The following is a 4,878-nucleotide window of genomic DNA, read 5'->3' on the forward strand; positions in this document are numbered from 1 at the left end:
ATTTTTTACAAAGCGCACGGCGGGTTACCCCCCCCCCGTGTGCTTTTTTTCTGGCAGGCTCATGAAAAAAGCATGCCGGGGCGTGCTAACTCATAAGTAAAACATATCAATTAAGATGAAAAAGCCATTATTTAAATGATAAAAGAAGGAATGTAAGATTAAGGGGAGGAGGGATGAGGGTGGCATTTCATTTTATCACAATCGACCATGTCCAGCTTGCTGCTCCACGTGGCAGTGAACAGACAGCCAAAAAGTTCTACGCGGAAATCCTCGGATTTACAGAAGTTGAAAAACCGGCAGAATTGAAAAAACGCGGCGGCTGCTGGTTTCAAAACGGAAAAATACAAATCCATATCGGCATTGAAGAACCTTTTTTACCCGCCAAAAAAGCGCATCCTGCATTTGAAGTCAGAAATCTCGAAAGCTTGAAAGACAGGTTTGCTCGCTATCAAGTTAAGTGGGCAGAAGACGGCAAGCTCCCAGGAGCAGCGCGCATTTACGCAACAGATCCATTCGGAAACCGGCTCGAATTTTTAGAATGGAAAAGCAAGTAAAAAAACGTGCAAAATGGTGAAATGAGAAATTGGCAATATCACTGTAAAATTGCACAATGATGAAAGCAAATCCGTCTGGAAATCCAAAATGCGTGCATGGCTGCCCGGGTCTTGGTTAAAGTAACAAGGACGGAAGGAGGTATAAACATGGACAACACCCATAAATATGTGCAGAAGCTGAATGAACAGCAAAAGAAGCAGGAACAAAATAAAAAACGGCAGGGGAACGGAAGCCCGAGTGAAAAGCTGCCGACAAACCGGCACTAAAAAAATGGCGTGTGGAATACACGCCATTTTTCAAAAGAACGGGACAGCCACGCTCCAAAAAACGGGAACTAGTTTACATAATAATATTATAAAAAACTAAACATTTCTTTACCGCTGAGATGCCTGTTTATCCGGAAAAATGGAAAAGGCAACCAATCAGATGGCTGACTGGTTGCCCATGTTTTCTTCCGTTTTCATGCTTCGCGCAATTTGTTGTGCATGGCGCTTTGCTTCTTTAACGGACTTTCCTTTTACCGTAATCAATCGTCCGTCAATAATGAAGTTGAAAATTCTGTTTCTCATATGTTATCACCTCTTCTTTGTTTACCCATTGTTCTTTTTTTAAAACATATGCTTCGTTCGGAAAGTTTGTTAGAAGTTGAAGACGCAGTTAGTAGTAAAAATATTGCAGCGGGCAGTTTCATGTTATCCGTCGTGCGCAGGAATTTTTTGCGGGACTCGGGCTTTACACTGATAAAATTATAACAGAAAAACAACACAAATACAACATATTGATACAGAAAGGTTTTTTCTGCCCATATTTTGAAAATCTCTGCTTTAAAACTCATGCAAATCACATCATTCATTTGGACAGGCAACAGAATGGCAAAATTTCGTTCGCTTTATGTAGCATGTAGCATAGTAAACAAATCTTAAAGAAGACAGGATGCAAAATCTTGTCACTTAAAGAACATATCCTCCAATTGGAAAAATCGCTGCTTGAACTTTCGACACGCTCGGATCCGGCAAAATTGGGCGCATTGTTGGGTAATCTCTTTTTGAATTCGGCTCATCGGGAAACATCTGGCATAAACGGAAATATACCGGACCGGGCGGCATTGGGGTGAGGGAGATGGCGCTTACAGATTTTGAAATGCATCCATTGGCTGATGGCGTGGTCCTTGCAACCTGCAGGGTGGACGACCGAACAAGAAAGCAGCAAACCTTGCGCAGTTCCATTTGGAAATATACGGACAGGAGCTGGAAAATGGTTTTTCACCAAGGAACGGTTGCCTCCTCCAAATAATGTTTTCGTTATTTTGAAAACGTTTAAAACAATATGGAAACCTGTTACAATGGGGGAAAGGCAAAAGGGAGGAATTTGGATGTTGAAAAACGATTTGGCCAAACGGCTGAAAACACGGTACCCGTTGATTCAGGCTCCGATGGCAGGGGGCATCACAACACCAGAGTTGGTGGCTGCGGTGTCAAACGCCGGCGGGCTGGGCATGATCGGGGCGGGGTACTTAACCGCTGCTCAAACAAAAGAACAAATCCGGGAAATCAAACAGTTAACCGGAAACCCTTTTGGCATCAATTTTTTTGTTCCCGGCGGGTTTGAAGCGGCAAATGAAAAAATAACAGCCGCAAATGACATTTTAAATCGGATCCGCAAACAGTTAAAGGTGGAGGCAAAAGCAGAAATAGAAGTTCCTGATCTTCATCGCGTGCAAAATCAATTTTTGGCACAGGTGCAAGTGGCTGTCGAAGAGAAAGTGCCTGTTTGTTCATTTACTTTTGGAATACCTTCCGGGGAAGTGATCGAAAGGCTGAAACAAAACGGGATCCTCCTAATTGGAACGGCAACAACCGTCGATGAAGCGGTTGAAGCGGAGCAGGCCGGGATGGATATGGTGGTTGCGCAAGGCAGTGAAGCGGGGGGCCACCGGGGAAACTTTTTGAAAGACCATGAGGAAAGCATGATTGGCCTGATGTCACTGGTTCCCCAGGTTGCCGACAATGTCCGGATTCCCGTCATTGCGGCAGGCGGCATGATGGATGGCAGGGGGCTTGCAGCAGCGCTTTGCTTGGGGGCAAAAGGCGTGCAAATGGGAACCGCCTTCCTGGCCTGTAAGGAAAGCGGCGCACATCAGGCCCATAAGGAAGCCGTTCTCCATGCGAAAGAAGATGAGCTTGTCCTCACCCGGTCATTTTCCGGAAAATGGGCAAGAGGCGTAAAAAATGCGTTTATCTCGGAAATGAAGCCGCATGAAGCGCTTTTTCCGGATTATCCCGTGCAAAATGCGCTCACACAGGATATCAGAAAGGCTGCCGGAAAGCAGAACAACCGTGAGTTTATGTCACTTTGGTCCGGCCAAAGCCCGCGGCTCGCAAAACATCAAACGGCAAAAGCATTGATTGACCATGTCATAAAAGAAGCTGAAGAAATCATGGGCAAAATGCCTCAATCCCTATAGATTTTTACCGGCAATGAAACGAGGTATCAAGGCACCACCTGTAGCGTTAAGTCCAGTCATTGCCTGGACTGTAGCAGAAACCATATTAGGAGCCATATTTGCTCCTCTGAGTGCAAATATAAAGAGTGGCAAACTATTTGGATTTAGACACCCATGCCGCAGTGAACGCGGCACCAGCAGAAGAATGAAAATCAGCCGGTGCAATTTTTCAGGATAGAAAAAACGGAAATTAATGGGCACGATAATCTTATTAAGAGGTGATGAAAACGATGGACAGTATTACAGCTATCTTTATTGTGGTATCAGTGATTATCTTGATTTCGTATTATATCCCCAGATTATCGTTTAATACAAAGTATGATGGATTTAAGTTATATCTAAATAGAGGCTTAATAGGTGTTCCTTCAGCTTTCTTATTAGCAAGCATTATTTTCTTGTTGATTGGAGCAATATTTTAAAAGCATTAGGGGAAGAAATTTGAAATTCATTGATGTAAAGCGGGAAGCATGCCGGTTCTGCCTGCCACTAAAGCGTGTTTCAAGGAAATTCCCCCCTGCTTTTTATTAATAGATACCGGCTCTGCCCGCAAGAATAGTTAACGGACTTCCCGGATTTGCGAGAGCGGGTAAAATACCGCTTCGGTTTTTCCCGCCAGTTCTTTCTTCGGAATAAGGCCGAGCCCGTTTCTGCTGTCTTCGCTGTACATCCGGTTATCGCCCATTACGAAATATTTATTTTTTGGCACGGTGAGAGGCCCGAAATTATTCGTCAGCTTGCTGCCTTCTTTACGTGCTGCTTTCAGGTTTTTCGCAAGGTAAGGCTCTTTGTGCAATTTCCCATTAATATAGAGATGGTCATTTTTGACTTGAATTGTATCTCCGGGAAGGCCAATAATCCGCTTTACATAGTTTTCTGTTTCCCCCTTGATGATGACGATGTCGCCTCTTTGGTAATCGGCAGCAGAATGGGCTTTATAGACGAGAATTTTATCATGGTTATGAAGTGTCGGCTCCATTGATTCCCCTTCAACCATATAAGGGGCAATGAAAAATCCCCTGATGACCCCCACAAGCAGAATGGCAAATATGAATGATTTTAACAAGATTTTTATTCCTTTGCTCATTTGACCAGCTCCCATAACATATCTTCATCGTAATCTATTCTTCCAGAAAGGCAGGAAATCCTTTATATTATTTAATAATATGCAACATTCCAATGTTATAAACATAAGAAATGGGAACGCGGGAGCGATTTGTGCAAAATAATTTAGGCTATTTGGGTAGGAAAAGGAAGATCAATTTGCAAAAATATGATTATCAATGCCCGGCTTTCTGTTTTGCCAAGTGGGGCTCGGGAGAATAATGTTGCTGCAGATGATTTCACAATATTCAATGCACAAGAAGTGTGCCCGCAATATTTAATATAGGAAGTATCGCTTGCAGACAGGGGATGATTTTTTGAAACTGGCTGGCGTGATTTTGGTGGTGGCTGGGGTGATTCTTCTTCCGTTTGGCATTTTGCAGTTCAGAAAAGAATGGAAAGCCTACCGGGAATTTTCCCCGAAAACCCAAAAGGTATTTGTGCTGATTGAAATATTCGATGTATTATCGGGTTTCCCTATACTGTCAACCTGGTGGATGTACCTTTCAGCATTCTGTATTGTGATGGGTGCCATCCTGATCAAAACGCATTAAGAATGCTGAAAAACGCGGCAGCAGATAGCGTCCTGCTGTTGTTTTGGGCGGGATGGGAAGTTATAGCCGAGTTTTCATAAAAAAGTGCTGAGCTGAGGGGGCTGCTGGATGTTAAAAAAAGCTTATGGGGCTGACTGTATTTTTACTGGCTGCGGATGTTTCATG

General features: G+C 43.6%; 7 protein-coding genes. 5 read left to right on the forward strand and 2 right to left on the reverse strand.

Translation table 11 applies throughout. The features are described 5' to 3' along the window. Positions 1-179: 179 nt before the first annotated feature. Positions 180-554 carry a VOC family protein gene (locus P9687_RS16950; protein WP_035188957.1) on the forward strand — a complete coding sequence of 125 codons (375 nt, stop codon included), beginning with the start codon at positions 180-182 and terminating at the stop codon, positions 552-554. Between the two features lie 147 nt (positions 555-701). After that, positions 702-821 (forward strand): DUF4023 family protein, encoded by a 120-nt coding sequence (locus P9687_RS16955; protein ID WP_035188959.1) that lies wholly within the window; start codon positions 702-704, stop codon positions 819-821. A 156-nt stretch (positions 822-977) separates the two neighbouring features. Here P9687_RS16955 and P9687_RS16960 read toward each other — a convergent pair whose 3' ends face one another. Continuing rightward, a complete protein-coding gene (locus tag P9687_RS16960) occupies positions 978-1,124 on the reverse strand; it encodes a hypothetical protein (RefSeq protein WP_019721225.1) in 147 nt (48 codons plus the stop codon). A gap of 535 nt (positions 1,125-1,659) precedes the next feature. On the opposite strand from P9687_RS16960, the gene P9687_RS16965 reads away from it, so the two are divergent. Continuing rightward, positions 1,660-1,848 (forward strand): hypothetical protein, encoded by a 189-nt coding sequence (locus P9687_RS16965; RefSeq protein ID WP_328228683.1) that lies wholly within the window; start codon positions 1,660-1,662, stop codon positions 1,846-1,848. Positions 1,849-1,927: 79 nt separating this feature from the next. After that, entirely contained in the window at positions 1,928-3,019 is a 1,092-nt protein-coding gene (locus tag P9687_RS16970) for an NAD(P)H-dependent flavin oxidoreductase (protein ID WP_035188961.1), read from the forward strand. A 595-nt stretch (positions 3,020-3,614) separates the two neighbouring features. Here P9687_RS16970 and lepB read toward each other — a convergent pair. Continuing rightward, complete coding sequence (gene lepB, locus P9687_RS16975; RefSeq protein WP_017552392.1) at positions 3,615-4,142, reverse strand: signal peptidase I; 528 nt, start codon at positions 4,140-4,142, stop codon at positions 3,615-3,617. A gap of 334 nt (positions 4,143-4,476) precedes the next feature. Here lepB and P9687_RS16980 point away from each other — a divergent pair, with 334 nt between their 5' ends. Next, entirely contained in the window at positions 4,477-4,713 is a 237-nt protein-coding gene (locus P9687_RS16980; protein ID WP_235801675.1) for a hypothetical protein, read from the forward strand. Positions 4,714-4,878: the final 165 nt, after the last annotated feature.

The sequence above is a fragment of the Weizmannia sp. CD-2023 genome, assembly GCF_036225245.1.
Lineage (GTDB): Bacteria > Bacillota > Bacilli > Bacillales > Bacillaceae_C > Weizmannia > Weizmannia faecalis.

Excerpts from the sequence above, each read along its gene's own strand:
- P9687_RS16955 (WP_035188959.1), top strand. The coding sequence starts at position 702 with ATGGACAACACCCATAAATATGTGCAGAAGCTGAATGAACAGCAAAAG.
- lepB (WP_017552392.1), bottom strand. The coding sequence starts at position 4,142 with ATGAGCAAAGGAATAAAAATCTTGTTAAAATCATTCATATTTGCCATT.
- P9687_RS16970 (WP_035188961.1), top strand. The coding sequence starts at position 1,928 with ATGTTGAAAAACGATTTGGCCAAACGGCTGAAAACACGGTACCCGTTG.
- P9687_RS16960 (WP_019721225.1), bottom strand. The coding sequence starts at position 1,124 with ATGAGAAACAGAATTTTCAACTTCATTATTGACGGACGATTGATTACG.